Genomic DNA, 24,975 nt, shown 5'->3' with positions numbered 1-24,975 from the left:
ATGTACTGCGCCATGCTCCGTGCGGGCATGGCGACGAACGGCTCGCCGCCTCCACCTGACGGGCAGCGACCTCGGCCGGTGTCGCGGGAGTGGCGCAGGCCCCGCCCTCCCACAGGCTCACGGCCCGGTGGACACGCCCGATGTCGGCCGTGAAGGAATCCAGATCGACGCCGACCAGAACCGGCGCGGGATCGTAGTGGTCGCACACGGCCCTCACCGCGGTCCGCGGCTGCCACAACTCCAACAGGAACGGTAGGACATCCAGCTCCGGAGGGAGGGCGAGGATGACGTGGGGCTGTCCCATCGCCCGCCGGATGGCCGGCAAGTCCTGGCGGAGGATCACCACCGGGTCACCGGACGCGCCCCGCGTCACGGTCTCGGCCGGCTCCGCATCGGCCCGGTACTGAATCGCTGCACGACGGGACAGCCCTCGTCGCGGCAGTGGAGCGACACCGACAGCACCACCGCACGCGGGCCGGCCTGCGGCTGCTGATCCACCACCAGGCCCCGGATGCAAGGGGCACTGCCGGCGACCACGCTCAGCAGACCCTTGGGCATTTCGCTTCCCATCAGTCGATACGGGCAGGGTGACGCGTAGGCCCACACCCCGCCGGGAATGTGGGCCCACGCACTCCCGCCGGATACACGGGTACTACCAGGACGACTTGGTGACTCCGGGGAGGAATCCGGCGTGCGCCTGCTCACGCATCCGGACACGCGAGAGCCCGAACTTCCGCAGGTGCCCGCGGGGCCGACCGTCGACGCTGTCCCTGTTCCGCACCCGCGTGGCGCTGGCATTGCGGGGCTGCTTGCGCAGTTCCTCGAGCGCCGCGCGCCGCTCGGCCTCTGTCGAGGACGGCTGCCGGAGGGCCTCCTTCAGCTCGGCGCGCCTGGCGGCGTACCGCTCGACGATCGCCTTGCGCTTCTCGTTCTGCGCGATCTTGCTCTTCTTGGCCATCAGACCTTCACCCCCCGAGCGCGGATCCGGGACACCGCGGCCTCGATGCCGATGGTGTCGATGGCCTTGATCGCCTTCGCGCTCAGGGTGAGGCGCACGTGTCGCCCCTCGCTCGCCAGCCAGTACCGCTTTCGCTGGATGTTGGGGTCGAAGCGGCGGGAGGTGCGTCGGTGCGAGTGGGAGATGTTGTTGCCGAAGCCCGGCTGGGCGCCGGTCAGTTGGCAGTGGGCGGACATGGGACTACCTGCCTCTCCAGGCGACGGAGCGCCTATTGGTAATGGAAACCATTGTCGTATACTAGCCTCATGGCTCGCCCCGAAGTACGCCCGATCATCAAGCTCCGCTCCACCGCCGGAACCGGCTACACCGACGTCACCCGCAAGAACCGCCGGAACGACCCGGACCGGATGGGCCTGCGCAAGTTCGACCCGGTGGTCCGCCGACACGTCGACTTCCGCGATGAGCGCTGACCCCGCCCGCGCCGACACACCCCAGAAGGACACCGCCATGAAGCCTGAAATCCACCCCGCCTACGGCCCCGTCGTCTTCCGCGACAAGGCCGCCGACTTCGCCTTCCTCACCCGGTCCACCGCCACCAGCGACAAGGCGGTCGAATGGGAGGACGGCAATACCCACCCCGTCATCGACGTGGAGATCTCCTCGCAGAGCCACCCCTTCCACACCGGCACCGCCCGCGTCCTGGACACCGCCGGCCGCGTCGAGCGCTTCGAGCGCCGCTACGCACGCCACGGTGCGAACTGATGCGGGACAGAGCCCGGCTGCCCGTCGTCATCGTCGGCGGGCTCCACTGCGACGCCCGCAAGGAGGTGGTGGACCGGCTGCTGCACACCGTCCTCGGAAGCGTCGCCCTCCATCACGACCTCGCCACGGCAGCGGCGGGCACGGTCCAGCGTCTGGTGCGCGACGCCTCGGGCGAGCTGTCCCGCGACGAGGCCCCGCTCTTCAACGACTGTGCCTGCTGCGCACTGCGCGAGGACCTCGTCCCGGAGCTGGAACGGCTGGCGGAAAGCGGCATGACCCGACTGGCCATCGTCGAGCTGTGGGACTCCGTCGAGCCCAAGGCGATGGCCGAGGTCATCACCGAACACGGTGGCGACGTACTCGATCTCACCGGTGTCATGACTGCGGTCGACCCCGCGCTCGTGCTGCCCTACCTGGTCAATGGCGACGACCTGGCCGAGGCGGGCCTCGCCGCGGCCCCCACCGACCAGCGCACCGTCGGGGACACCTGGGCGCGCCAGTTGGAGTACGCCCCCGTACTCGCCCTCGTCGACAGCGAAGACGCCGACGACGAGGACCGCGCCCTCCTCGCCCAACTCCACCCGACCGCCCGCCGAGTATCGGCCGGATCCGGAGAGCTCGCCCAGCTGGCCTTCGCCGGCTTCGACGTGGAAACGGCGGCAGCCGCTCAGCACCCGGCCTGCGCCCTCCTGCCCCAAGAGGCAGAGGAAGCGGGGATCACCACCTTCGTCTGGCACCGCCGTCGCCCCTTCCACCCCGAGCGCCTCTACGAGGCATTGGAAGACCTCTGCTGCGCCGCCGCCCGCAGCCGCGGCCGGTTCTGGCTCGCCGACCGCCCCGACACCCTGCTCGCCTGGGACGCCGCGGGCGGCGCCCTGTGCGTGGAGAACGCCGGGCCCTGGCTGGCCTCCCTGCCGGACGCCGCCTGGGAGATGGTGCCGCCGATGCGCAGGGCGGCTGCCTCCCTCGACTGGCATCCCGAGCACGGGGACTGCTGCCAGCACCTCGTCTTCACCTCGCCCGACCTCGACCGCGACGGGCTGGAGCGACTCCTCGAGTCCTGCCTGCTCACAGACGCCGAATACACCGCCGGACGCGAGGCATGGCGGGAATTCCCCGCTGTCTTCGACTCCCTCCTCGACCCCGTCGCCTGAACATCCGGATCCGAGAACCTCCGACACCCACACCCACACCCACACCCCGCAAGGAGTCCCCATGGCCCGCCGCCAAACCCCGCACAAGCCGCTCAAGCCCCGCCCCAACCCCCTGGACGCGGCAAAGATCACCTACATCGACTACAAGGACACCGACCTGCTGCGGAAGTTCATCTCCGACCGCGGGAAAATCCGCAGCCGCCGCGTCACCCGCGTCACGGCCCAGCAGCAGCGCCGCCTCGCCGCGGCGATCAAGAACGCTCGCGAGATGGCCCTGCTCCCATACGGCAGCAGCCGGTAACCACACGGTGGTGTGCCGAGCGAGAACTCCTCGACGGCGACCCCACCGGAGAGCATAATTGGTAATGGAATCCATTTTCACATAGTGTCGCCGACGAGGCCCGGCCCCGACTCACACAGGAGATACCCATGGCTGTCCCCAAGCGGAAGATGTCCCGCAGCAACACCCGCCACCGCCGCGCCCAGTGGAAGGCCACCACCCCACAGCTCGTTCCGATCACGGTCGACGGCTCGGTGTACCAGGTGCCGCAGCGCCTGGTGAAGGCGTACGAGCGCGGCCTGCTCCGCCCCGAGGGCTGAGCAGGCCATGACGACGTACGACCGACTGCCCGTAACCGTCTTGTCCGGCTTCCTCGGCGCGGGAAAGACCACCCTGCTCAACCACATCCTCGGCAACCGCGAGGGCCTGCGCGTCGCGGTCATCGTCAATGACATGAGCGAGGTCAACATCGACGCCGCGCTCGTCCGCGGCGGACAGGCCGCGCTGTCGCGCACCGAGGAGCGGCTGATCGAAATGACCAACGGGTGCATCTGCTGCACCCTGCGCGACGACCTGCTGGAGGAGGTCGCCCGGCTGGCCCGCGAGGGGCGCTTCGACCACCTCCTCATCGAGTCCAGCGGAATTTCCGAGCCGATGCCCGTGGCGGCCACGTTCTCGTTCCCGCGCGACGACGGCGCCACCCTGGACGACCTCGCCCGGCTCGACACCATGGTCACCGTCGTGGACGCCGCGAACTTCCTGCCGGAACTCACCGGTGGCGACGAACTCACCGCCCGCGGCCTCGACCAGTACGAGGACGACGAACGCACCGTCAGCGACCTCCTCATGGACCAGGTCGAGTTCGCGGACGTCATCGTCCTCAACAAGCTCGACCTGGTCGGGCCGACCGAGGTCGCCAGGCTGCGCGCCACGCTCTCGCGGCTGAACCCCGAGGCGAGGATCGTTCCCGCCGTCCGCGGGCAGGTGACCCTCGAACAGGTGCTGGGCACCGGCCTGTTCGACGTCGAGCGCGCACAGCAGGCCCCGGGCTGGGTCAAGGAGCTCAACGGCGACCACGTTCCGGAGACCGAGGAGTACGGAATCTCCTCGCTCGTCTTCCGCGCCGACCTGCCCTTCCACCCCGGCCGGCTGTGGACGTTCGTCACCAAGGGCCTCGACAGCGGCACCTTCGGGCAGATCCTGCGCTCCAAGGGATTCTTCCGGCTCGCCGGCCGCCCCCGCGTGACCGGCCTCTGGTCCCAGGCCGGCGCCGTCGCCCGCTTCGAACCCTCGGGCGCCCTCGGTCCGGATACCGCCCAGGGTCAGGAGCTGGTCTTCATCGGCACCGGGCTTCGCCCCGACGCCCTCCGCGCAGCCCTCGAAGCCTGCCTGCTCGACCCGGGCGAGCCGGTACCCGCCGAGGACGACTTCCCGGCGTGGGAGACGTACGGCATCGACGACGCCTGCGAGCACGAACACCCCCTCCCCGAGGCGGCCTGAAACTCCGGGCTGGGCGGTGGTCGCAGCCACGGCACCGCCCAGCCCGGCACGCCCACCTCGCCCAGAAGAAGGCCGGCGTGGTTGACGGGGGGTGGGGGGCCGGCACGGTGCGCGCGGGGACCCGGTGGCCGGTGGGGGCGGGACCGGTCATGCGGTCGAGGCGGTGGATCCGCCAGTCGTTCGCACGGGTGTCGCACGCGACGAGGTACCAGCGGCCCATGGCGGGGACGAGGCTGTGGGGTTCCACGCGGCGGGAGCTGGAGGCGCCTTGGCGCGTGGTGTAGTCGAAGGTGACGATCTCGTGGTCGCGGGAAGCGGCGGCCAGGACGGCGAGCATGGCCGGTCCGATCTGGGGCCCGCTGGACCTCGGGCTGGAGCGGCTGGCGCTGGAGGTCACACTCTCCGGTCACCCACGGCTGCGAGGCCGCGCTCCGGGGATCGGCATTCTCGGTAACGTGACCATCAGCCGCATGGGGTGTCCATGTGTCCGGCTGGTCCGTGCGGGGCTTTCGACGGAGAGTGAATGAGGCTGCAATGAGTGAACCGACGAAGCCCGAGGTCGAGGTTCCGGAGGGTGACGCTCCTACCGAGCTGACCATCCGGGACCTGGTCGTCGGGGACGGGGCCGAGGTGAAGCCGGGCATGGTGGTGAGGGTCCACTATGTCGGGGTGACCTTCGAGTCCGGGAAGGAGTTCGATGCCTCCTGGGACCGGGGCCAGCCGTACAAGTTCGCCCTGGGCAGTGGCAAGGTCATCAAGGGCTGGGACCGGGGGGTGAGGGGGATGAGGGTCGGCGGTCGGCGCGAGATCATCGTTCCCCCGCGTCTCGGCTACGGCAATCAGTCGCCATCGCCGTTGATCCCGGCGGGGTCGACCCTGGTCTTCGTGGTGGACCTGCTGGACTCGTATTCCGGCACAGCCGGGTGGAGCAAAGCCTAGTTGTAGTGACCCTGGCCGCTCCCACCCCTTCGACGCGCTGCGTCGTCTCCCGGGTTTGCTGCCGCCGTGCACCCCGGGTCGCCGGATCTGCCGGAAACCGCCTGCGGCAGCACGCGCTTCTGGCAAGATCCGTCCATGCACACCAAGGGGGACGCGCTCCGCGCCTGGGTGACCGGGCTGGACGACCGCGCACTCCGAGAACTGCTCATGATCCCGGGCATGTTGGCGCACATACCGGGAATCGCCGCCGTGAACGGGCTGGCGCCGCGCTTGCGGCGCCGCGAGGTCCAGGCGGCTCGTACATGGCTGAGCCGCACGAGTGCGGGCAGCCTCGCGGCGATCGCGCAATATGCCTCGGGCTGGACGATGTACCGCTTGGAGCGGTGTTACGGACATCCGGCGGAGCAGTTGTCGGCACCCGCCGCTCAGCATCTGCGGCAGATGCTGAGCGAGGTCGATCCCGTGCTCGCGCAGATCACCCTGTACGGCCTCTGCGACCGTCCCGTCGCCGACGGCGGGTCGGTCGGGGACCACTGGGAAGACCTGTGGGCGGCCGCCTCGGCCGCCGGGACACCGTGCAGGTGCGGGCGGGGCCACGGACCATGCCGTCCGGCCGGCGAAGCCGAAGACGGATCCGAAGACGGATCCGACGCCGACGGGGAAGCCGTCGAGTCGGATGTCATACAAGGAGAAGAGGGCGAACCGTCGATCGTGGGGATCACTGAGGAGCAGGTGGTTGCGTCGCGGCAGGTGCTGAGAGAGCGGTCGGCGGAACTGGGCCGGGTGTTGGAAGAGGCACTGGGGCAGGTCCAGGCGGGACGGGCTGTTCCGGGTCTGCTGGCCTTGCGGTTGGAGGAATGGCGCCAGGCTCGGTCCCGCATCGCGGACAGCCTCGCCGCCAACGGCCGGGAGTGGTCCGGGCAAGCGGGATTCGCCGAACTCGACGCGATCACGCAGGAGCTGCGGGACACCGCGGCAGAGCGCGCCGAGGAGCTGCGCAGGCTGGATGAGGACCGCGAGGGACTTCGCGTCCTCCTGGACAGGACCGCGTCCGACGCACCGCACCGCATACCGCTGCAGCAGTCACTGACCGCGCTCGAGGCGCGCATCGGCGAACTCGTGGCGGCGGGGGCCCATGCCGCCGCACCGCCGGACGACGCCCTGCCCGCCGCCGCGCCCGAACGCGCCCGGAGCATCGATCCCGGCGAGGGATCCGAACCGGCAACGGAACCGGCTACGGAACCGACGCCGGATCTCACGGCGGAGCAGAACCACGCACCCGATGTGGTCCCGGAGCCGGCTGTCGAGACCGCCACGGTCGCGGTGTCGACCGTGCCCTCGGACTCGGACTCGGGCTCGCACTCGGAGCCGGAGCCGGAGCCCGAAGCGGTCCCGGATGCGGAGCCGGCCGCGGCCCGATCCTCCAAGGCCGAACCGGCCGCGGCATCCACGCCCGCCCCGCCCGCCCCGCCCGCGGCATCGGCCGCCGGATCCGTCCCCACTCGGGAGGTCGAGACCGAAGGCGGGTCGCGCGCGGCGGGGACACAGAGCCCGCCGTCGAAACGGACCTACACGGAAGCCTCCGGCGCCCCGACGGACACGCCGGCCCCGGCCCTCGATCCGGCGGCCGCGGCGAAATCGTCCTTCCTGCCCTGGAAGACCCCGACGACGCCCGGCGACGACGAGGCCGCGGTGGCCCGACTGATCGGCCAGGGCCGCTTCCAGGAGGCCTACTGGACGACGGCCGGCTCGGCGGAGCCCCCGCACCGCGCCGACTGCCTCGCCTTCGCCGAGGCCGCCTTCGCCTGCGGCGACGAGGGAGAGGCCGTGGCCGTGATGACCGGCTTCGACCCGGAGATCCAGCTGCTCCAGGCCGACCGGCCCGCCCTGGTGCTCGCCGCCGTGGCCTCGCTGCGGGCCGGTCTGCTGGCGGGATGGCCCAACGACCTCCTGATCCAGACGGACCTCTCCTCCACCGTGCCCGGGAACTGGGGCAAGCTCCTCGAACGGGCCGTCGACGCGCTGCGCCGCTACCACCGGCTCGACCTGAGCGCGACCCGTCTCACCACCGACGACATGACCGGACTCACCGCGGACCAACTCTCCTCGGAAGCCGCCGCACTGCGTGATGCCCTGCGGCGCCAGCGCATCGGCTACACCCGCGCGACCCAGGTCCGCACCCGTCTGATCGGCTCGGACCAGCCCTTGGGGAAGGCTCTGGACGGAGTCAGCGCCTGGGCGGCCGGCACCGCCGGAGCGGCCGACCTCGACCAGATCTGGGAGCTCTTCCGCAAGCGCGGCTCCGCGGAACGCATGATCGAGGAGGCCGACGCCGAGATCCGCACGCCGAAGCAGGCGAAGGAACCGATCGAGGCCGCCGCCAAAAGGGCTCTGCTCCGCAGCATCGAGCAGGTGTCCGACCTGTTGTCCCGTGCCCGTGCGCTGGCCGCCCCCGCCGTCGACGAGCGAGCGGACAGCACCACCGGCCTCCGCCACGCCTTGGACCAGGTACTTCACGAAGCGCCCCCGCCGGGCGTCGAAGGGGCCGCTCTGCTGCGGCTGCGCACGTGGCTGCTCGAGGGTGACCGGTCACCCGGCGCCGCCGTCCCGGCGCGTGACCCCGACGCCCCGCGTGTGATGGACCAACCCCGGACGGAGGCTCTGCTCGCCGCGCCGGAGCTCCCGCGGTCGGCCGAAGGGGCACCCCGGCCCGACGAGGAGGGCTTCGGGGAGGCGGTGCTCACGCTGCTGGAGCCGGTCGACGTGCGCACGGTGCTCCGGAGGTACTTCGAGCGGGGCGACCTTCATCTCGCCGACGCCCTGGTCTCGGCGCTGGAGCAGGACCTCGTTCCCGCCCTGCCGGAGGGCCTCGAAGCCGTGCCCCGCGACTGGCGGCAACTGCGCGACCCCGAGTGGACCCGCTGGAGTGCCGTTCACCGCAAGGCCCACGCCGCGGCGAGCGCCCTCCTCGCCGAACTGCGGACCCAGCAGCTCGACATGCAGACGGAGCGGGAACTCGTCGGCCGCCTCGAAGAGCTGCGCCGACCCGCCCCGGAGGGCGCGTTCGGCCGTGCCTGCGCCGGCATCACCGTCCTCGAGGGCGAGATGCGGGCGAAGGTCCAGGAGTACGTGGAGCGCCTCCACGAAAGCCTGGCCGCGTTGAACCCCCCGGCGGAGGAACTACAGCGCCTCACCTCGCTGCTCCACGCCGGGGACACGGTCACCGCCGAGGAATGTCTGGCGCTGCTGCGCGAGGGCAAACCCCTCCCCGACTGGAGCAGTACGGACTCGGGGGCGGAGCTGGAGCGTTTCACCGCCGGGATCGAGCTGTCCGGGGTGCGCAAGGCCGGCGCCCAGGGCTACTCCGCCCGGCCCTGGGCCGACTTCTACGTGGACGGGGAGCCCCTCACCGAGGGCGCGAAGAGCGGGCTGGACTCGTGGGACGCCCTGTGCCGGCCCGCCACCCGGGGCTCGGAGTGGCAGCGGCACATCCCGTCGGTCCTGCGCGTGCTGGGGCTGGAATGCCCCCAGACGCCCGTCCGGGACCAGCAGCACGAGGTGCGGGGTGTTCTGCGGCTCACCGCCCGGGCTCGGGCGAGCGAGACGGCGCCCGGTTACGTCGCCGCCCTGGGGTCGGCCGCGTCCTCGTACACGATCCTCGTGGTCTCCGACGAACAGCGCGGCCGCAGCCCGCTGGAACTGCTGGACAGCAGCGACTCCGGGGCCTGCCTGATCCTCTACCTGTACCCGCTCGGGCTGAACGGACGCCGGGCGATGGCGGCCCGCGCGCGCACCGCCTCCTCCCAACAGGCGCTGGTGGTGGACCCTGCCGTGTTCGGCTGGGTCGCGGCGCGCTCGCCGCGATCCTTCCGGGCCACCCAACGCGTGACCCTGCCCTGGACGGCGTACAACCCGTACACGCCCTTCGTGGCCGGGCTCGTGCCGCCGGAGGTCTTCTACGGGCGGCAGGAGGAGATCGCCGCCGTCACGGACCCGCTCGGCGCGCTGTTCCTCTACGGCGGGCGCCAGTTGGGCAAGTCCGCTCTCCTGCGCAAGGTGCAGGCGACCTTCCCGGGCACCCCCGGCCGCAAGGCCATCTACGTCGACCTCAAGGCGCGTGGAGTGGGTGAGGCCGAGCCGGCCGAGCGCATCTGGGCGGTACTCGAGGACGAGCTGAAGCGCGTGGGCGTGCTGGGCGAGTCGGTGGATTCCGGCCACGCCCCGGATGCGATGCTCGACAGGGTGGAGAGGTGGCTGGAGGAGAGTCACGACAGGCGGGTGCTGGTGCTCGCCGACGAGGCCGACGCCTTCCTGACCGCGGACTCCAAGGCCGTACGCGGGCGGGGCGGGGAGGCCACGTTCTCCAACGTGCTCCGTCTCAAGGGGCTGATGGACCGCACCGACCGTCGCTTCAAAATCGTCTTCGCCGGTCTGCACCAGGTCCAGCGCTTCAGCCACCTGTCCAACGTGCCCCTGACGCACGGCGGCCCGGACGTGCTGATCAGCACACTGAAGCCGGCCGAGGCACAGCGCCTGGTCGTCGAGCCGATGGCGGCGTTCGGGTACCGCTTCGAGCGGCCCGAGCTGGTCTGGCGGGTACTCGCCGCGACGAACTACCAGGCCTGCCTGGTCCAGATCTTCTGCGAGCGGCTCGTCGCGACGCTCCGCGGGAAGTCGCTCGCCTCGGCGAAGTGGCCCATCACGGTCACCGACGAGGACGTCCGGTCCGTGACCGGATCCGCCCAGGTCCACCGCCACATCGCCGAGCGGCTGCGGATCACCATCAACCTGGAGGACCGCTACCGGGTCCTCGCCCTGGTGATCGCGTTGCGCAGCCAGGAGGACCGGTACCGGTACGGCTACGACGCCGACGAGCTCCTGAGGGCGGCCAAGGAGCGTTGGCGGGAGGGGTTCAGCTCGCTCACCGCGAGCGACGTACGGATCTACCTGGACGAGATGGTCGGCCTGGGCCTGCTCATCCAGCTGGCCGACGCGCGTCTGTACGCCGTCCGCAGCCCGAACGTCGTCAGCATGCTGGGAACCCGGGAAGACCTCGAACTCGAGTTGCGCCAAACCGAATTCGACCTGCCCTACGACTACAACCCGCGCTTCTCCAGGCGCTTCGTCGGGCCGGACCGCGCGGGCATCTCCCGCTACAGCCCGCTGACGGAGCACCAGCTGCACCTGGTGACGGCGCCCGGAGTGGCCGCGGTGTGCCTGACCGAGGCCCACGGTCCGGCGCTCGTGAAGCGTGCGGTGAAGTCGTACTCCACCGCGCGCGGACTGGACTTCCGGGACGCGCCCGCCGGGGCCCTGCCCCAGGCTCTGACGCAGAACGCGGACGGCCGACCGTTCCTGCTCCTGGCCGACGTCCGGGGTCGCGGGTCCGCCGAGGTCGCCGACTGGGCGAAGGCCCTGCACGCCCATACCTCTTCGCCGGAGGGCGGAGTACCCCACCGGACGGCCGTCCTGCTGGTGGACCCGGCCGAGCTCGACCAGAAGGACGAACTCATCACCTGCGTGGTGCGTCCCGAACGGTGGACCGCCGACAGTCTCCGCGCCTGGCCGGAGTGTCCGTTCGACACGCCGGACAAGCGGCGGCGGGTCATCGAGCTCACCGGTGGCTGGCCCCACCTGCTGGAGCGGACCGTGCACCGCATCACCCGGGAGGGCTCCACGCTCGAAGCAGCCCTGGAGGACGCCAGGGACTTCATCGGGCAGCGTGAGTTCGCCCGTGTGCACCTGGAGCGGGTCGAGCTCGACACCCGTCTGACAGAGGTGCTGACCGAGTGGAGTCAGTACGTGGAACCGGGCGAGGGGTGTGCCTATGCCGACATCGCTTCGGTCACCGGGCTGCAGATCGAGGAAGTCGGATCGCTCGTGGGCCGACTGCTCGACCACGGCGTGCTGGACGACGGACCGGAGGGCTGCTCGCTGGACCGGATCACCTTCCGGGCGCTCCAGGTCCTGTCGGAACCGTCGTGACTCCCGTGTCCCACGCGCCCTCCGGGACCCCGGTGACCGCGCTGCCCGGAGTGCGGTTGTGGATGCGGCGGCTGCTGGGTGACCTTCGGGCGGGAAAGAGCTGCCTCTGCCTGTTCCCGCAGGCCCAGTTGACCGGCGTACCGGCCGCCGCCGAAGCCCTGCTGGACGAGCTGCTCCACGAACTGGCGGACTTCGTCCTCGTTCCCGCACCCGGCGACGGCGCGGCGCCCGGGAGCCTTGCCCCGGCCCCACCGCCGCCCGCGCCCTCGGACCCGTGGGGCGGTACGGACCCGATCCTGGACTACGACGACGGGCTGTCCGCCTTCTCGGCCGTGCGGGCGCACGACGCGGCGGTTCCGCAGGCTCGTGCGGCCTCGGCCCCAGACGTCCAGCGGGAGGAGTCCGGCGTCCCTGCCCTGGCCGACCGGATCGCCAAGGAACTCGGAGACTCGGTCTCCGGCGAGTACCAGGGGGGGCACACGGGGATCGAGGGTCTCCTCGAACGCCTCACCACCGCTGCGGGCGGCCCTGACGCGACCCGGGTGATCGTGGTGCGCGGCTGGCGGGAACCGGCTCCGACCGCTGCGACCGACCTGCTGCGGCGGTTGTCCGCCACGGTCAAGGCGGCCGGCCTGCCTCCGGGACGGCGCCCGCGGCTGCTGGTGCTGGCCACGTCAGCGGGGCTGCCCGTGGAACTGCCTGAGCAGATCGCGCGCGAGGATGTCGGCGTGCACTGGTGGTGGGGTGCCCTCGGCCGGCTGGACACCGCCACCGTGGTTGCCATGGCCCGGCCCCGCCCGTCCGGTCCGGCCGCCCGGCACCAGCTCCTCGAAGCGGTGGCGCAGGCCACCGTGGTCGAAGTGTGCGGGCCCTTCCTCGATCTGGCGGCGCGACTGGCGGTCGAGTGGGACGGACTCCCGGACAGCCTTCCCTCGCAGTTGCGGCTGCTCACGGCCGGACCGGTACCCGACCCGATCCCCGTGCCCGGCCCGCGTAAGACGGAGCCGACCGCGGCCCTGCTCCATCCGAACGCCTCGCTGCGCCCCGAATGGAACCTGGGCACGCTCGACAGGTGGGACGGGCGGCTGCGCCGCCGCCCCGACGGCGCGGGCGAACACGAGCACAGTGTGCGCGCCCGTATCTGGCTGGCTCAGAATCACGCCCTGTTGCCCCTGCTCGACGAGGCGCGTGAGCAGTTCACCGAGGTCATCGGGGTCCGCTCACGCCTCCCCGCAACCGAACTCGCCGTCCTCTACGGCCAGCGGGCCGAAATGGAACTCGGCGCGATGTGGCGCGCTCACTTGCAGGGCCACGTACGGCTCACCCAGCCGGAGGCCGACCGGCTGCGCACCCTGTGGATGTCCCGCAACAAACTCGCCCACCGCACCACTCTCGACAACTCCGCACTGGAGGCCCTGGTGCACGTCCTGTGCTCCTGAGGTCCCGGCGTGCCCGGAGGGGGGTCTCGGGGATCCTCCTCCGGGCACGGGTGTCAGGACGGGAGCCAGGTCCGCCAGGTGGGCTCGTTCTCCTTCACCCAGCGGGCCGCCGCTTCCTGGGGGGCCAGTTTCTGTTCCGCGATCATCAGGGAGACGTCGTTCTGCATGTCGGTCGTCCAGCGGAACTTCTTCAGGAACGCGGCGGCGTCGCCCCCGCCGTCCGCGAAGCGGGCGTTGAGGAACTTCTGCAGCGGCGTGTGCGGGTACGCGCAGGCCACCTTCGCCGGGTCGGCGTCGCAGCCCTCCTGGTAGGCGGGCAGTTTCACCTCCGTCATCGGGACCTTCTCGAAGAGCCACTGGGGCTTGTACCAGTAGCTCAGGAACGGCTTCTTCTCCTTGGCGAACTGCTTGATCTGGGTGATCTGCGCCGCCTCCGAGCCCGCGAAGACGACCTGGTAGTCGAGGTCCAGGCTGTTCACGAGCGCCTTGTCGTTCGTCACGTACGAGGGGGAGCCGTCGAGCAGTTGGCCCTTGCCGCCGCTCTCCGCGGTGCGGAACTCGTCGGCGTACTTGTTCAGGTTCTTCCAGTCGGTGACGTCCGGGTGTTCCTCGGCGAAGTACGTCGGCACGAACCAGCCGATGTGGCCGGTCACGCCGAGGTCGCCGCCCCGCTTGATCGTCGCCTTGTCTTCGACGTACCGCTTCTCCTGCTCCGGGTGGCCCCAGTCCTCCAGGATGGCGTCCACGCGGCCCTGGCTGAGTGCGTCCCAGGCGGGTACCTCGTCGATCTGGACGGTGTCCACCCGGTAGCCCAGCTCGTGCTCCAGCAGGTACTGGGCGACGGCGACGTTGGCCTGTGCGCCCACCCACGACTGCACGGACAGCGTCACCGTGCGGGAGCCCTTCGCGTCGGCGTACGGGGAGGCCTGGCGGGTCATGTCGGCGGCGCCGCAGCCCGTGAGGGCCGTCAGGGCGACGGCGACGGCGGCCGCGAGTGCGGAGCCGCCGAGTGCGAAGCGTGTGCGAGCCATGTCAGGCCCCCTTTCCGGCGAGGTCGCGGCGCTGGGTCGGCTGGGTGACGCGGTCGAGCATCAGGCCGAGGCAGACGATCGCCGCGCCGGCGACGAGACCGGTCGCCAGGTCGCCCTGGGCGAGGCCGAAGACGGCGTCGTAGCCGAGCGCCCCGCCGCCCACGAGGCCGCCGATGACGACGACGGCGAGGACCAGCACCACGCCCTGGTTGACGGCCAGCAGCAGCGCGGGCCGGGCCAGCGGAAGCTGGACCTGGAGCAGCTGCTGCCGCCCCGTCGCGCCCAGCGAGCGCGAGGACTTCAGGGCGGCCGGGTCCACCGCGCGCACGCCCTGGGCTGTGATCCGCACGACCGCGGGCAGCGCGTAGACCACGGCGGCCGCGACCGCCGGGGCACGGCCCACGCCGAACAGGGCGACCACGGGGATCAGGTACACGAACTGCGGCATCGTCTGGAACACGTCGAGCACCGGTCGCAGCGCGCGTCCCAGGCGGGCGCTGCGGGCGGCGGCGACGCCGAGCGCGAAGCCGAGCAGGAGCGTCACGGCGACCGCGGCCAGTACCTGGGACAGCGTGTCGAGCGCCGGGTCCCAGACGCCGAGCACGCCGATCGCGGCCATGGCGAGGACGGCGGTCCCGGCGGTGCGCCAGGTGCCGATGAGCAGGGCGAGGACGCCGACGGTGAGAAGGACCGCCCACCAGGGCAGCCACTGCAGGCCCCCGCGCAGGGGGTTGAGGACCCAGGTGGTGAACCGTGCCGCCCAGTCGGCGGTGCCGCCGACGAGGGGCAGGCCGGAGTAGAGGTGGGCGGTCATCCAGTCGACCGCGCCGTTGACGGGTCCGGCGATGTCGACCGTCCACGCGTCGGGCCAGGAGAGCCGGTCGGACAGGCGTCCCGCGAGGGCGACGGCGGCGGTCGTCGCGGCGGCGACGGCCCAGCGGAGCCCCGCCCGGTGGGTCGGGGCCGCGCCGATCCGCTCCCCCGCCCCGGCGGTGACCCGGTCCAAGACGATGGCGAGCAGCACGATCGGCACGCCGGCGGCGAGCGCGGCACCGACGTCGACGGAGGCCAGCGCCTGGTAGACGCGGTCGCCGAGACCGCCCGCGCCGATGACGGAGGCGATCACGGCCATGCCGAGCGCCATCATGATCGACTGGTTGACGCCGAGCAGCAGTTCCTTGCGGGCCAGCGGCAGCCGGGCCGTCAGCAGCCGCTGCCTGCCGGTGGCGCCGAGGGAGGTGGCGGCCTCCACGACGCCGGCGTCGGCGCCGCGCAGTCCGAGCGCGGTGAGGCGGGCCATGGGCGGGGCCGCGTAGACGACGGTCGCGAGGACGGCCGCGGGCACGCCGATGCCGAAGACCAGGACGACGGGCAGGAGGTACGCGAAGGCCGGCAGCACCTGCATGGTGTCCAGCACCGGCCGCAGCATGCGGTGCGTACGGTCCGACAGGCCGGCGGCCAGCCCGAGGAGACCTCCGAGCAGCACGGACGCGGCGACGGCGACCACCATCAGGGCGAGCGTCTGCATGGTGGGCACCCACATGCCGAGCAGTCCGCACACGGCGAAGGCGGCGAGGGAGGTCAGCGCGAGCCGGACTCCCGCGACCCGCCAGGCCACGAGAGCGGCGGCGGCGGTGACGCCGGCCCAGCCGAGGGCGAGCAGCACCAGGTACACGGCGCGGACGGACACGACCACGACGTTGCTGACGTGCCCGAGGAAGTAGAGGAACAGCGGGTGGCCGTCACGGTTGTCGATGATCCAGTCGCTGGTGCGCTCCAGCGGCCCGGACAGGTCGACGGCGAGCGACGCCGGCCAGCTGCCGCGGCCCAGGAGCACGCAGCCGAGGACGAGGGCGACGGCCGCGCCGGCGCCGATCAGCCGACCGCGGTGGTGCGCCAGCGCGCGCAGCAGCCCGGGCCCGGCGCCAGTGGCGGTGTCGGTCGCGTTGCCGGTCGCGGTGGCGGTGTCGGTCTTGGTCGGGGAGCCCGAGGGAGCGGGCGTGACGGTGGCGGTCATCGGCCACACCTCCCCGTGTCGCACGGCGGCGGCCAGGTCGTATGGGGATACATCAGGCCACCGCCTTCCCTGTCGCGGCCGGGACCCCGGCGACGACACCGAGGAGTCCCGCGTGGTCGACCACACCGAGGCACCGGCCGTCCTCGACGACCCGCGCGTTCTCGCCCGTCCGGGCGACGGCCTCGATGGCCTCGTGGACGGTGGCGCTGGGGGCGAGCGCGGGACCGGCCTCGCGCTCGTCGGCGAGCGCGGGGCGCATCGCCGAGCGGACGGTCAGCACCTGCTCGCGCGGCACGTCCCGGACGAAGTCCCTGACGTAGTCGTCGGCGGGGGCGCCCACGATCTCCTCCGGCGTGCCGAGCTGCACGATCCGGCCGTCGCGCATGAGCGCGATGCGGTCGCCGAGCTTCAGCGCCTCGCTCAGGTCGTGCGTGATGAAGACCATCGTGCGGCCTTCCTCCCGGTGCAGGCGTACGACCTCCTCCTGCATGTCCCGGCGGATGAGCGGGTCCAGCGCGCTGAACGGCTCGTCGAACAGCAGGACTTCGGGGTCCACGGCGAGTGCGCGGGCCAGGCCGACGCGCTGCTGCTGGCCGCCGGACAACTGGCTCGGCCTGCGCTGTTCCATGCCGTCCAGACCGACCTTGGTGATGAACTCCGCCGCCCGCTCGCGCCGTTCGCCGCGGCCCACGCCCTGGATCTCCAGCCCGTAGGCGACGTTGTCGAGCACCGTCCGGTGCGGCAGCAGCCCGAAGTGCTGGAAGACCATCGCCGCCCGGTGCCGGCGCAGCTCGCGGAGCCGGCCGGTGTCCATGGACAGCACGTCCTCGCCGTCGATGGAGATGCTGCCCGAGGTCGGCTCGATGAGCCGGGTCAGGCAGCGTACGAGCGTGGACTTGCCCGAGCCCGACAGGCCCATGACGACGAAGACCTCGCCCTTGCGGACGTCGAAGGAGACGTCGCGGACGGCCGCGGTGCAGCCGGTGCGCTCGCGCAGCTCGGCGGCGCCGAGGGAGGCGAGCTCCTTGTCGGCGGGCACGCGGTCGGCCTTCGGACCGAAGACCTTCCACAGGTCTCGTACGGAGAAGACGGAGTCCGCGGACGTCTGCGACGGGGTCGCGGCGTGCGGGGTCGTGGTGTGCGGCGGAGTGTTCATCGGGTGGTGCCTCCCAGCAGGTCGGCGCATTTCTCGCCGACCATGAGCACGCCGATCATGGGGTTGACGGCGGTCATGGTGGGAAAGACGGACGCGTCGGCGATCCGGATGCCGTCGAGGCCCCGGATCCTCAGGTCGGGCGCGACGACGGCGAGTTCGTCGTCGACGGCTCCCATCCGGCAGGTGCCGGCCGGGTGGTAGACGGTGTGCGCGACGTGGCGGGCGTACGCGCTGAGCTCCTCGTCGGAGGTCACCTCGGGCCCCGGGCACACCTCGCGCTTGAGCCATCCGGCCAGCGGTTGGCTCGCCGCGATCTGCCGGGCGATGCGGATGCCGTCGACGAGGGTCCGGCCGTCGTAGTCGTCCTCGTCGGTGAAGTACCGGAAGTCGAGCGCGGGCTTGTCCGCGGGGTCGGCGCTGGTCAGGTAGAGCCGGCCGCGGCTGCGCGGCTTGGGGATGTTCGGGGTCATCGACACGCCGTGCGCGGGCCGTTCGTAGCCCAGGCGCTCGGGGTTGTCGGTGAAGGGGATCTGGTAGAAGTGGAACATCAGGTCCGGACCCTCGGACGCCGGGTCCCGGCGGACGAACAGGCCGGCGTCGGAGTCCATCGCGGAGTTCTCCGGGATCGGACCGTGCGTCTCCCACACGATGACCGACTCGGGGTGGTCTAGCAGGTTCTCCCCGACGCCCGGCAGGTCGTGCACGACGGGGATGCCGAGCTTCTCCAGGTCGGCGCGCGGCCCGATGCCCGAGTGCAGCAGCAGGCGCGGGGTGTCCACGGCCCCGGCGCACACCAGGACCTCGCGCCGGGCGCGTACGACGTGCTCCGCGCCCTCCTTGGTACGGATGTGCACGCCCGTGGCGCGGGTGCCCTCCAGCTCCAGGCGGAACGCCCAGGTCTCCAGGGCGATGTGCAGGTTCGGCCGGTCCAGGAACGGGTGCAGGTAGGCGACCGACGCGGACGAGCGCTTGTTGTTCTCCGGGTGGTAGGCGAGGTCGAAGAAGCCGGCGCCCTCGTGGAAGGGGCGCTTGTTGAAGCCCTCGACGCGCGGCACGCCGAGCGCGCTCTGCGCCGCGTCGACGAAGTCCCGGGCGATCGCGTTCCGGTCGGCCTCGCCGACGGGGACGATGTTGTTGCGCAGCCGGGCGAAGTAGGGATCCATGGCCGCCGCGTCCCACCCGTCGGCGCCGGCCTGCGCCCACTCGTCCCAGTCGGAGGGGAGGGGCTTGAACGCGATGAGGGTGTTGTGCGAGGAACAACCGCCCAGCACCCGCGCACGGCTGTGGCGGATGTACGAGTTGCCCCGGGGCTGTTCGGTGGTGGGGTAGTCGTAGTCCAGCTCACCGCCGAGGAGCCCCATCCAGCGGCGCAGGGTGAGGACGTCGTCGCGGCCCACGTCGCTGGGGCCGCCCTCGATGACGGCGACGCTGACATCGGGGTCCTCGGTCAGCCGGGAGGCGATCACGGATCCCGCGGTGCCGCCGCCGACGACGACGTAGTCGTACACGTGCTGGTCGTTCATGCCTGGTCCTTCTCCGTCGTGCCCGCGAACCAGCGCACGGGGCGCGGGGCGAGGTTCCGGTAGATGTGCTTGGCCTCGCGGTATTCGGCGAGGCCGCCGGGGCCCAGTTCGCGGCCGATGCCGGACTTCCCGAAACCGCCCCATTCCGCCTGCGGCAGGTAGGGGTGGAAGTCGTTGATCCAGACGGTGCCGTGGCGCAGCCGGGCCGCGACGCGCTGGGCGCGGTGCTCGTCGGAGGTCCACACCGCTCCGGCGAGGCCGTACTCGGTGTCGTTGGCGAGGGCGACGGCCTCTTCCTCGGTGCGGAAGGTCTCCACGGTGAGGACGGGGCCGAAGACTTCCTCGCGGACGACGCGCATGCCGCGGTGGCAGCGGTCCAGGACCGTGGGGCGGAAGAAGTAGCCGGGACCGGCCGGCTTCTCGCCGCCGGCCCGCAGGACCGCGCCCTCGGCGAGGGCGGAGGCGACGTAGCCCTGTGTCCTCGCCAGCTGGGCGGCGGAGACCAGCGGACCGCACTCGACACCCTCGTCGGTGCCGCGTCCCAGGCGGATCAGTTCGGCCCGGCGGGCGAGTTCGGCGACGAAACGCTCGCGCAGCGGCTCCTCGACGATGAGGCGGGAGCCGGCGGAGCAGACCTGGCCGCTGTGGATGAAGGCGGCGTTGAGTGCTTGGTCGACGGCGGTGTCGAACCCTTCGGGCGTCGAACAGGCGTCGGCGAACACGACGTTGGGGTTCTTGCCGCCCAGTTCGAGGGCGACCTTCTTCACGCTGTCGACGGCCGCCCTGGCGACCTTCGTACCGCTGACGAGGCCGCCCGTGAACGAGACGAGGTCGACGTCGGGGTGTTCGGCGAGCCGGGCGCCGACGGTGTCGCCGGGGCCGGTGACGATGTTGGCCGCGCCGAGCGGAAGTCCCGCTTCCAGGAGCAGTTCGACCAGTACGACGGTGGACAGCGGGGTGATCTCGCTGGGCTTGATCACGAACGTGTTGCCGGCGGCGAGGGCGGGAGCGATCTTCCAGCTGGCCTGGAGCAGCGGGTAGTTCCACGGCGTGATCAGGGCGCAGACCCCGACCGGCTCGTGCACGACGACGCTGTGGATCTCGTCCGAACCGGCGTCGACGACCCGTGCGGCGGCCTCGTTCGCCACGAGGTCCGCGAAGTAGAGGAAGGCGTCGCGGACGCAGTCGACGTCGACGCGGCCCTCCTCCAGCGTCTTGCCCGCGTCCTGGCTCTCCAGGGCGCCGATCCGCTCGCGGTCTCGCTCCAGCAGGGCGGCGACCCGACGCAGCAGGGCGGCCCGCTCGGCGACCGGCGTACGCGGCCAGGCACCGTCGTCGAACGCGGCGCGCGCCACCGCCACGGCGTCGTCCGTGTCCTGAACGCCGCCCTCCGCCACGACCGCGAAGGCGGTCGCGTCGACGGGGTCGATGATCTCGCGCGTGGCCCCGGACAGTGCTGTGCGCCACTCTCCGCCCACATGGATGGTCTGTTGTGCTGCCGTCACGTTGCGTATGGCCTTTCCGTGCTTGCGATCCCCCTGCCGGTCAGACCGGCACGATCCGGCCGCCTGCCCCGGCTTCCGGGATCCATGCGCAATGCCTTGCGGAGAGTGTTCTGCTTCACTCACAAAGTCACCGCAAATGCGGACATACGGCACGGAGGGGAGTTGCGGCGGCGACGCACGAGGCGGAGCGGGAATCCGCGCGGGGCGGGTGACGTGCGAACACGGCCGGCCCGGCCAAGGGGCGGGGCGGGACCTACGACCATCGCGCACCGTCACACAGGGTGAGGGAGCCCTCCGGCGGTTCATGACGAGCGCTCCGGACACCGCGGCCGGGGCCATGTGGTCGAGTTGTCGAGTTATCGAGTTGTCAGCCCCTTCCCTCATGATGAACAGCGTCAAGGATCTTGGAGGGGGGCCGAGTTGGAGAAGCTGACCGCGGCGGAGCTGAAGGACGTGTTCCGCCTGTCGGAGGCCGCGTGGGCGAGCCTCGCGACCGGCATGCCCTCCCCGCTCGATCCCGCCCGCACCGGCGGCGAGACGATGTGGTCCGGGCACGCCTTCGGCCGCTGGCTCGCCACCGGACATCCCGGACTGGCGGGCAAGGGCCCCCTGCTCCTGCGCCCGGCGGCCCCGGCCCAGCCCCAATACCTCGGCGGTGCGTGCCGGGCCCCACGGGACGACGCGAGCGACCGCGCCGACCGCTTCACCGGGCTGTGGCGGACGCCACAGGGTGTGGTCGTCGGCGTGGCCTACCCCCTGTACGACTGGATCGACGCGGAACGCGGACTCCTCGACCTTCACGACGACGCCGACACCGTCGTCGCCGTCGGCTACGCCCACGACCTCGACGGGCCCGAGCTGCGCGCGGTCGACCGGGAGCGGCCCGAGCTCGTCTACCACCCGTCCTGGGCGGAGCTGGCGGCACATCTGGGGACGGGCGTCCCGTGGTGGCCCGATGCACTGCGCCGCGAGGAGCACCTGACCACATGGCGGCCGGGAGACGAACCCCGGCGCGTGGAAGTGGTCACCTCCCCCTCCTGGGAGCCGCTCTACACGCTGGCGCGGCAGGAGCCCGAAGGCTCCCCGCTCCGGCGTGCCTGTTTCACGATCGGCCACCGGATCCGGGCCGGAGCCGCGGACGGCGCCCTGAAAGAGATGGCGGACCTCCGTGGTCGGGCTGGGAGGGTGGCGGCCTCCATGGTGTTCCCGGCCGTGCCGGAGACGGCAGCCGACCCCGGTCTCGCGCAGGTCGCCACGGACGACATCGTCGGCGCCGGCCTCGCCGAACTCTGCGCGCGCACCGACGACTTGGCGGTGGAGTGCTTGGAACAGGTCAGCCAGTGGAGCGGCGCGGAGGACCTTCCGTACGGGGGCACGTTCAACGTGATGCGGACGAATGTCAGCCGAGCCGCGGCCGAGTGGATCAACCGGCTGCGTGCCGTGCCGCCGACCGCCCTCCACCGGATGTGGGAGGAGGACTACGACACCGTGGGCACCTTCGTCGATCCGGCGACCGGAAGCCCCGTGGTCGCCGTCAAGGGGAAGTTCATCTTCCGTGACGCCCGCGAGATCACCTACATCGGACGGGCCCCCAAGCGCCTTCCGGCGGGGTCCGTCCTCAAGGAAGTCATCCTGGACGACCCGATCTGGGTGCGCACCAGCGACGGCGTGCTGTACCCGGCCCCCGCCATGGGCGCCCCGGGGCTGTCCTGGGGGTACCGCGGCACGGGGCCCACCACGCTCTCCGAGTGCGTCGGGCGGCTGCTCGACGACGGGAGCGCACACGCCGTCACCTTCGACGACGACGCGGACGAGCCAGGACTCCGGGAGTACTTCCGGATCAAGCACAAGCGGGGAACGCGCATCTCGCGCCGGGAGCTCATACGCGTGCGCCTCTCGTCCTGACCGCCGCCGTCCCCACCCACGCTGACCGACGTCTCTCCCGAAAGGCCCTGCGTCCATGCCCCGATCCCGACCGCGCCGCGCATGGCAGGTCGCCGGCTTCTTCGCCCTGGAGCGGGAAGCGGAGGTGTACCTCGCCGTGGTGGACGCCTGCCTGGCCGAGTCGGCGATGGCGAGGCGCCTGGACGTGCGTCCCCTGGCGACCAGGGAGAACGCCCGCGCGGCCATGCTCACCGAGGCCAATGTCGCGCGGGCCGTCGAACCCTGCCGGGACACCCAGACGCGCTTCCGCTCGCTGCTCGAAGAGGGGCAGGAGCTGAGCCGACGGCTCGACTACCTCCGCAGCGGGACGCATCCCGCCACCGTGCTTCTTGGCGCGACCACGCTGCCGGCCCTCGTGTTCCTCGTCTTCGCATCCTGGACGACGGCCCTCGCCGTCTCCGTGATCCCTCCCCTGACCGCCACGGTGATCTGGCGGCACCCGGTGTGGCGCATGCACGTCCTGCTCAACCTCCGGGAGTGGGCGCTGAGGCCCCGCATCCTCCTCGGGAGGAGAAGAACCGCGTGGGCCGAAGACTCCTGGCGCCGAGACCTCCTGGAGAACGGGGTGCGCCCCCTCGTCGACCGTGTGGTGCGGGCGCTCCTCGGTGACGACCACGACTCGCTGCTCCTCGCCGACAGCTACGCCGGCCTGCGCTCGCCGCGCAATCCCCAGTACGTGATCGACAGCCGGGCCGCCCGGAGCCTCGCCCGCAAGGTCGCCCAGCTGGAAAGCGGCGGGACCATCGCCGTCAGCGGATCCCGGGGCGCGGGCAAGACGACCCTGCTGGAAACCTGCGCGAACGACGCCGGGTTCGCGGTCGTCGCGCAGGCACCGGCCACGTACTCGCCGTACGACTTCCTGCTGTCCCTCTACGTCAGGACCTGCGAGAGGTACATCGTCCACCGGGGCTACGTCCCTCCCTCGTTCACCCGGCTCTCCGCGTTCGGCAGAGCGGCACGCCGCCTGCTCCCCGCACTCCGCAAGGCGCTGCCCCTGCTGGCCTTCGGGCTCGCGGCGGGCGCGCTCGTCGTGCTCGGCGTGGCGTCGAGCGTGCGCGCCCTCGCGGCCAGACACGAGCGGTCCGTGCGCGCGCACGCGGCGGAGCTCTGGCACGGGGCGGCGGACGTGGCGCTCGGCACATGGCGGGGAGAGCGGATCGGGGCGGCCGTCCTCATCGTCCTCGCCGGCGTTCTGCTGTGGCATCTGAGGCGGTGGCAGTGGTGGGCGACCGCCCGCCGGGGTGCCTGGTACGCCTCGCTCGCCGTCGGCGCGGCGCTGATCATCGCCGGCTTCGCGTCGCTGTTCTTCGACGACGGTCTGCGCGCCACCCTGGGGAAGATCAGCGGCCGGGACGGCCCGCTGGCGCTCTTGCTGTTGGTCATGTCGTTCGCGGCGTTCGCGAGTCTGTCCCCCGAATGGGAGTGGAGAACCAGCGGGCAGCGCCGCCTCGTCGGCATGTACCTCCGAAGCCGCGTCGCTCTCGTCGTATGCCTCGTCGCACTCGCGCTGGTCTTCACCAGGCCCCTGCCCCAGGCGATCGCGACGGACCCGGAGAATCCCCTCCGTCTCGCCGGCATCATCGTGGGGCTGCTGCTGATCAAGGTGGCCCTGTGGAGCCCCAAGGCCCCGCCCCCGCCCCTCGTCACCGCATGCCGCGACAAGCTCTACCGGCTCCAGACCGCGCAGACGGCGTCCTCCGCGGTCGCCTCCGGTGTCCCGCAGTTCCTCACCACGCAGACGACCTCACTGTCGACCCTGCCGCCGAACTTCCCCGAGCTGGTGTCCGACTTCCGCGACCTGCTGACGAGGATCGCCGACGAGCAGCACCGGCTGGAGCAGCGGGTGGTCATCGCGATCGACGAGGTGGACCGGCTGGGCTCCGACACCCAGGCGCTCGCGTTCCTGAGCGAGATCAAGGCCATTCTCGGTGTGCCGCACGTCCACTACCTGATCTCGGTCGCCGAGGACGTCGGCGCCTCCTTCGTGCGCCGGGGGCTTCCTCACCGCGGGGTCACCGACAGCTCGCTGGACGACATCGTGCACGTCCTGCCCTGCACGCTGGAGGAGTCCAAGGAGATCCTGGGGCGCCGGGCATCGGGTCTGTCCGAGCCCTACAAGGTGCTCACGCACGCCCTCTCGGGCGGCATACCCAGGGATCTCATCCGCTACGGGCTGCGTCTGGACGAGATCAAGGACAAGACCCGGTTCATCGAACTCACCGACATCGCCCGCCAGTTGATCCTCGAAGAGCTCGCCGACACGCTCGCCGGCATCCGCACGCTCCTGAGCAAGCAGCGGTGGACGCCGCGGACCAGCGCGATCCTGGTCGCGTTCCGGAACCTGATGGGCCATCTGCGTCCGGGCTGCCCCTGTGGCTCCGCCGAGCTCCGGCGGGCGCTGGAGCACGTGGCTTTCCACGATCTGCGCCGGCATCTGGGGGAAGAGGCGGCCGCGGAGCTGCCGGAAGAGGCCCGGGAACTCATCGACGAGGCGTCGGCGTACGTCTTGTTCTCCCTGACGCTGCTCGACGTCTTCGGCGAGGGTGACCTCGCCCGCCGGCGGGCCGCGGCGGAGGCGCGGGGTCCGGAAGGGGACCTGGATCTGCTCGGCGAGGCCCGTCAGGAGCTGGAGGTCTCGCCGTACAGCGCTCGGCATCTGATCGGCTCCATCCGCACCGCGTGGCAGCTCTCGGACGGCCCGGCCGACGGCCTGCCGCCGACCGTGCCCCCCTCGCGCCGCGCCGACTGCCCCCTTCATCCGCGGCCGACGCCCTGAGCCAGG

At 71.7% G+C, this 24,975-nt stretch carries 18 protein-coding genes and 1 pseudogene; 11 read left to right on the top strand and 8 right to left on the bottom strand.

What is annotated here, in order from left to right:
• Positions 1–652 precede the first annotated feature (652 nt).
• Both rpsN and rpmB read right to left on the bottom strand, forming a co-directional pair.
• Positions 653–958 (bottom strand): 30S ribosomal protein S14, encoded by a 306-nt coding sequence (rpsN, locus tag OG982_RS26300; RefSeq protein WP_266949311.1) that lies wholly within the window; start codon positions 956–958, stop codon positions 653–655.
• Positions 958–1,194, bottom strand: coding sequence for a 50S ribosomal protein L28 (gene rpmB, locus OG982_RS26295; RefSeq protein ID WP_266782521.1), 237 nt, complete (start codon positions 1,192–1,194; stop codon positions 958–960). Before rpmB ends, rpsN begins: the two co-directional genes overlap by 1 nt.
• A 69-nt stretch (positions 1,195–1,263) precedes the next feature.
• Between rpmB and rpmG the strand changes: the two genes are divergently transcribed.
• The 6 genes from rpmG (at position 1,264) to OG982_RS26265 (ending at position 4,654) form a co-directional block, all read left to right on the top strand.
• Positions 1,264–1,428: a 50S ribosomal protein L33 gene (rpmG, locus tag OG982_RS26290; protein ID WP_266782523.1), complete on the top strand. Its 165-nt coding sequence runs from the start codon at positions 1,264–1,266 to the stop codon at positions 1,426–1,428.
• A 37-nt stretch (positions 1,429–1,465) separates the two neighbouring features.
• Entirely contained in the window at positions 1,466–1,720 is a 255-nt protein-coding gene (locus tag OG982_RS26285; protein WP_266791685.1) for a type B 50S ribosomal protein L31, read from the top strand.
• Positions 1,720–2,874: a GTP-binding protein gene (locus OG982_RS26280; protein ID WP_266949309.1), complete on the top strand. Its 1,155-nt coding sequence runs from the start codon at positions 1,720–1,722 to the stop codon at positions 2,872–2,874. Before OG982_RS26285 ends, OG982_RS26280 begins: the two co-directional genes overlap by 1 nt.
• A gap of 61 nt (positions 2,875–2,935) precedes the next feature.
• Positions 2,936–3,175 (top strand): 30S ribosomal protein S18, encoded by a 240-nt coding sequence (rpsR, locus tag OG982_RS26275; protein ID WP_266782527.1) that lies wholly within the window; start codon positions 2,936–2,938, stop codon positions 3,173–3,175.
• A gap of 128 nt (positions 3,176–3,303) precedes the next feature.
• Positions 3,304–3,474 carry a 50S ribosomal protein L32 gene (gene rpmF / locus OG982_RS26270; protein WP_007267665.1) on the top strand — a complete coding sequence of 57 codons (171 nt, stop codon included), beginning with the start codon at positions 3,304–3,306 and terminating at the stop codon, positions 3,472–3,474.
• A 7-nt stretch (positions 3,475–3,481) separates the two neighbouring features.
• Positions 3,482–4,654 (top strand): GTP-binding protein, encoded by a 1,173-nt coding sequence (locus OG982_RS26265; protein ID WP_266782530.1) that lies wholly within the window; start codon positions 3,482–3,484, stop codon positions 4,652–4,654.
• 67 nt (positions 4,655–4,721) lie between these two features.
• Here the strand turns inward: OG982_RS26265 and OG982_RS26260 are convergent.
• Positions 4,722–4,991: pseudogene (locus OG982_RS26260) on the bottom strand (WYL domain-containing protein); the annotation flags it as partial.
• 197 nt (positions 4,992–5,188) lie between these two features.
• On the opposite strand from OG982_RS26260, the gene OG982_RS26255 reads away from it, so the two are divergent.
• From OG982_RS26255 to OG982_RS26245, 3 genes are all read left to right on the top strand, one after another.
• On the top strand, positions 5,189–5,593 hold the full coding sequence (locus OG982_RS26255) for an FKBP-type peptidyl-prolyl cis-trans isomerase (RefSeq protein WP_266782533.1): 405 nt from the start codon (positions 5,189–5,191) through the stop codon (positions 5,591–5,593).
• Between the two features lie 135 nt (positions 5,594–5,728).
• Entirely contained in the window at positions 5,729–11,578 is a 5,850-nt protein-coding gene (locus tag OG982_RS26250; RefSeq protein ID WP_266949307.1) for an ATP-binding protein, read from the top strand.
• A complete protein-coding gene (locus OG982_RS26245; RefSeq protein WP_266782537.1) occupies positions 11,575–13,017 on the top strand; it encodes a hypothetical protein in 1,443 nt (480 codons plus the stop codon). The genes OG982_RS26250 and OG982_RS26245 overlap by 4 nt, the downstream gene beginning before the upstream one ends.
• Positions 13,018–13,070: 53 nt before the next feature.
• On the opposite strand, the gene OG982_RS26240 is transcribed toward OG982_RS26245, so the two are convergent.
• Genes OG982_RS26240 through OG982_RS26220 form a run of 5 tightly spaced genes read right to left on the bottom strand, consistent with a single transcriptional unit; the run spans position 13,071 to position 20,249 of the window.
• The gene (locus OG982_RS26240; protein WP_266949305.1) at positions 13,071–14,048 is read right to left on the bottom strand and encodes an ABC transporter substrate-binding protein; all 978 of its coding nucleotides are present in this window, start codon (positions 14,046–14,048) and stop codon (positions 13,071–13,073) included.
• Position 14,049: 1 nt separating this feature from the next.
• Positions 14,050–16,065, bottom strand: a complete 2,016-nt coding sequence (locus OG982_RS26235) for an ABC transporter permease subunit (protein WP_266949303.1) — start codon at positions 16,063–16,065, stop codon at positions 14,050–14,052.
• A gap of 52 nt (positions 16,066–16,117) precedes the next feature.
• Positions 16,118–17,221, bottom strand: coding sequence for a glycine betaine/L-proline ABC transporter ATP-binding protein (locus tag OG982_RS26230; RefSeq protein WP_266782543.1), 1,104 nt, complete (start codon positions 17,219–17,221; stop codon positions 16,118–16,120).
• Positions 17,218–18,744, bottom strand: coding sequence for a GMC family oxidoreductase (locus tag OG982_RS26225; protein ID WP_266782545.1), 1,527 nt, complete (start codon positions 18,742–18,744; stop codon positions 17,218–17,220). The genes OG982_RS26230 and OG982_RS26225 overlap by 4 nt, the downstream gene beginning before the upstream one ends.
• The gene (locus OG982_RS26220) at positions 18,741–20,249 is read right to left on the bottom strand and encodes an aldehyde dehydrogenase family protein (protein WP_266782547.1); all 1,509 of its coding nucleotides are present in this window, start codon (positions 20,247–20,249) and stop codon (positions 18,741–18,743) included. The genes OG982_RS26225 and OG982_RS26220 overlap by 4 nt, the downstream gene beginning before the upstream one ends.
• A 420-nt stretch (positions 20,250–20,669) precedes the next feature.
• On the opposite strand from OG982_RS26220, the gene OG982_RS26215 reads away from it, so the two are divergent.
• Both OG982_RS26215 and OG982_RS26210 read left to right on the top strand, forming a co-directional pair.
• Positions 20,670–22,154 carry a hypothetical protein gene (locus OG982_RS26215; protein WP_266949302.1) on the top strand — a complete coding sequence of 495 codons (1,485 nt, stop codon included), beginning with the start codon at positions 20,670–20,672 and terminating at the stop codon, positions 22,152–22,154.
• A 55-nt stretch (positions 22,155–22,209) separates the two neighbouring features.
• Complete coding sequence (locus OG982_RS26210) at positions 22,210–24,969, top strand: P-loop NTPase fold protein (protein ID WP_266949300.1); 2,760 nt, start codon at positions 22,210–22,212, stop codon at positions 24,967–24,969.
• The last annotated feature ends 6 nt before the right edge of the window (positions 24,970–24,975 follow it).

This window comes from Streptomyces sp. NBC_01551, from assembly GCF_026339935.1.
GTDB lineage: Bacteria > Actinomycetota > Actinomycetes > Streptomycetales > Streptomycetaceae > Streptomyces.
The sequence above is the reverse complement of the archived record's forward strand: the minus strand, read 5'-3'. Positions and strand labels throughout refer to the sequence as shown.

What these genes read in the sequence shown, in the direction of transcription:
- OG982_RS26235 (WP_266949303.1), bottom strand. Translation starts at nt 16,065, where the DNA reads ATGACCGCCACCGTCACGCCCGCTCCCTCGGGCTCCCCGACCAAGACC.
- OG982_RS26230 (WP_266782543.1), bottom strand. Translation starts at nt 17,221, where the DNA reads ATGAACACTCCGCCGCACACCACGACCCCGCACGCCGCGACCCCGTCG.
- OG982_RS26250 (WP_266949307.1), top strand. Translation starts at nt 5,729, where the DNA reads ATGCACACCAAGGGGGACGCGCTCCGCGCCTGGGTGACCGGGCTGGAC.
- OG982_RS26280 (WP_266949309.1), top strand. Translation starts at nt 1,720, where the DNA reads ATGCGGGACAGAGCCCGGCTGCCCGTCGTCATCGTCGGCGGGCTCCAC.
- OG982_RS26210 (WP_266949300.1), top strand. Translation starts at nt 22,210, where the DNA reads ATGCCCCGATCCCGACCGCGCCGCGCATGGCAGGTCGCCGGCTTCTTC.
- rpmG (WP_266782523.1), top strand. Translation starts at nt 1,264, where the DNA reads ATGGCTCGCCCCGAAGTACGCCCGATCATCAAGCTCCGCTCCACCGCC.
- rpmF (WP_007267665.1), top strand. Translation starts at nt 3,304, where the DNA reads ATGGCTGTCCCCAAGCGGAAGATGTCCCGCAGCAACACCCGCCACCGC.
- OG982_RS26240 (WP_266949305.1), bottom strand. Translation starts at nt 14,048, where the DNA reads ATGGCTCGCACACGCTTCGCACTCGGCGGCTCCGCACTCGCGGCCGCC.
- OG982_RS26285 (WP_266791685.1), top strand. Translation starts at nt 1,466, where the DNA reads ATGAAGCCTGAAATCCACCCCGCCTACGGCCCCGTCGTCTTCCGCGAC.
- OG982_RS26255 (WP_266782533.1), top strand. Translation starts at nt 5,189, where the DNA reads ATGAGTGAACCGACGAAGCCCGAGGTCGAGGTTCCGGAGGGTGACGCT.
- rpmB (WP_266782521.1), bottom strand. Translation starts at nt 1,194, where the DNA reads ATGTCCGCCCACTGCCAACTGACCGGCGCCCAGCCGGGCTTCGGCAAC.
- rpsN (WP_266949311.1), bottom strand. Translation starts at nt 958, where the DNA reads ATGGCCAAGAAGAGCAAGATCGCGCAGAACGAGAAGCGCAAGGCGATC.
- OG982_RS26265 (WP_266782530.1), top strand. Translation starts at nt 3,482, where the DNA reads ATGACGACGTACGACCGACTGCCCGTAACCGTCTTGTCCGGCTTCCTC.
- rpsR (WP_266782527.1), top strand. Translation starts at nt 2,936, where the DNA reads ATGGCCCGCCGCCAAACCCCGCACAAGCCGCTCAAGCCCCGCCCCAAC.
- OG982_RS26225 (WP_266782545.1), bottom strand. Translation starts at nt 18,744, where the DNA reads ATGAACGACCAGCACGTGTACGACTACGTCGTCGTCGGCGGCGGCACC.